2 protein-coding genes are annotated in these 1831 nt (G+C 59.1%); both read right to left on the minus strand.

Going from position 1 to position 1831, the window contains the following annotated elements; genetic code table 11:
* Positions 1 to 124: 124 nt before the first annotated feature.
* On the minus strand, positions 125 to 280 hold the full coding sequence (locus O3932_RS10405; protein ID WP_009648395.1) for a hypothetical protein: 156 nt from the start codon (positions 278 to 280) through the stop codon (positions 125 to 127).
* The gene (locus O3932_RS10410; RefSeq protein WP_299241763.1) at positions 277 to 1572 is read right to left on the minus strand and encodes a threonine/serine exporter ThrE family protein; all 1296 of its coding nucleotides are present in this window, start codon (positions 1570 to 1572) and stop codon (positions 277 to 279) included. The genes O3932_RS10405 and O3932_RS10410 overlap by 4 nt, the downstream gene beginning before the upstream one ends.
* Positions 1573 to 1831 lie beyond the last annotated feature (259 nt).

Raw genomic sequence — 1831 nt, forward strand, 5'->3', positions numbered from 1 at the left:
CTATTCATCGCCCATTTCGGCGCCCGCAGCCTTACCGTCGAGGCATCACCGACAGGCCGTCGCACCGAGAACATGACGAGGCCGTGACCGGTTACCCAGCCACGGCCTCGTCGATGAACGAGCGTCAGCGTGAAATCAGTGCGACGAGCACTCGAGCAGTCACTGCCGCGACGCACACGATCGCAATGTTGCGGCCCACGGCACGGATCTCGTCACGGTCGATCTCATACTCGAACTCGAACGACGGCGGCTTCACACTCGCCTCGATATCGAATTTCATGCGTTCTCCTCCTCGTACTCCCAAAGGTTGGGAACTCGTTCTTGCTTTTCGACGAGCCAGTTCTTATCGGTGAGCATACGGGAAAGCGCCAGACCCATGCCGATAGCGACGATCGTGAACATGACAGTGAACAGTGCGCCGAGCGCATCGTCGATCTGCTGATTGTTCAAGTAAGTGAGCGACCGGTACAGGGGTACACCGGGGATCATGATGACAACGGCGGGAACCGACAGAGTGACGCGCGAGAATCGCGTCCGACGTGCCACGAAAACCGCAAGGAGACCGGCAGCGAGAGCAGCGAGGCCAACAGCAGCCGGAGCCGGCACCTTGAGCTCAAGGTTCAACGCGATACGCGCCGTGTTGATCACGGCTCCAATCAGTGCAGCGGCCGCACAGACTCGTTGAGGCGAATTAAAGAGCATGGCGAAGCCGTACGCAGCGACAAAACTCGTCAGGAAACGGAGCAAGTAGTGCAGCCACGGGACAAGAGCAACGCCATACTCGGGGGTTACAGACCAGCCAAAAATCGCAGAGATGGCCCATACCGCAACGCCGGCCGATGCGACAAGCATCGCGACGTAGACGAGACGCCCGAGCCCACCCTGGAAGTCCTGCCTCACCAAGTCGATAAGTCCCGTCACCAGCGGGAAGCCAGGGACAAGGAACAGCAACGCCGAAATGAAGCCAGCCTGGTGCGTCGACTCGATACCCATGAACTGCTGCGCCGGTGCAACGAGAAGAATGTAGATCATTGCGGCGAGAGCGCCACATGCCATCCAGACGCCGAAGTGGTTCATATGGCGGATCAGCATCTGTCGACGTAGTGCCTGTCCAAAGAACGAGGCGACAGCGACGGCCGAACACTCGACCCATCCCCCGCCGTTTAGGAATGCGAATGCCGCGCAGGCGAGTCCCGAGGCGAGCGCGTTCGAGAACCAGTCGTAAAGACCCGGGACCTTTGCGATCTTGTCCAGCTCGTCGGAAACGTCCTCAACGCGAACCGACTTACCGTTGATCGACGCAATGTAGTTGTTAATGCGATCAATCTTGTCGGCGTTGACACCCATCAGGCGCTGCTCGGCAAGCTCCGTACGGAACGTACCATTGGCGTAGGCAGTCGTGATGATCTCCGTGTAGGTGACCTGAGCGCGATGCTCAGAAATGCCAACGGCACGCGCCACGTCCGCCATAGATTTCTTCACGCGGTACGCGCTTGCACCGAACGAAAGCAGCATCTGTCCGAGCCGCAGAACAACCTGGGATTGATGAGCAAGGCGGTCATGCGCCGCCATACGCTGGGCGAGGACCTCGTCGCTACCTTTGTGGTGATGCGACCCTCGCGGATGTGCAGAAGGAACCATGCATTAAGCATCCCATGCCACGAGGGCAAATGTGAGCGACGTTGGTCCGTTGGTGTGTTGTGTCTCGTGGTGTGAGCTGGTCGAATTGTGGGCGCGTGTGGGGGGCTCGCTTGTTACGTCTGTTGGAGGGGGTGGGTGTGTAAAAGGAGAGGGATGACACCGCGTGGTGCGGTGTCATCCCTCTCTGATC

The organism is Pauljensenia sp. 20925_1_25, from assembly GCF_041433955.1.
Classification (GTDB): Bacteria; Actinomycetota; Actinomycetes; order Actinomycetales; family Actinomycetaceae; genus Pauljensenia.

Excerpts from the sequence above, each read along its gene's own strand:
- O3932_RS10410 (WP_299241763.1), bottom strand. The coding sequence starts at position 1,572 with ATGGCGGCGCATGACCGCCTTGCTCATCAATCCCAGGTTGTTCTGCGG.
- O3932_RS10405 (WP_009648395.1), bottom strand. The coding sequence starts at position 280 with ATGAAATTCGATATCGAGGCGAGTGTGAAGCCGCCGTCGTTCGAGTTC.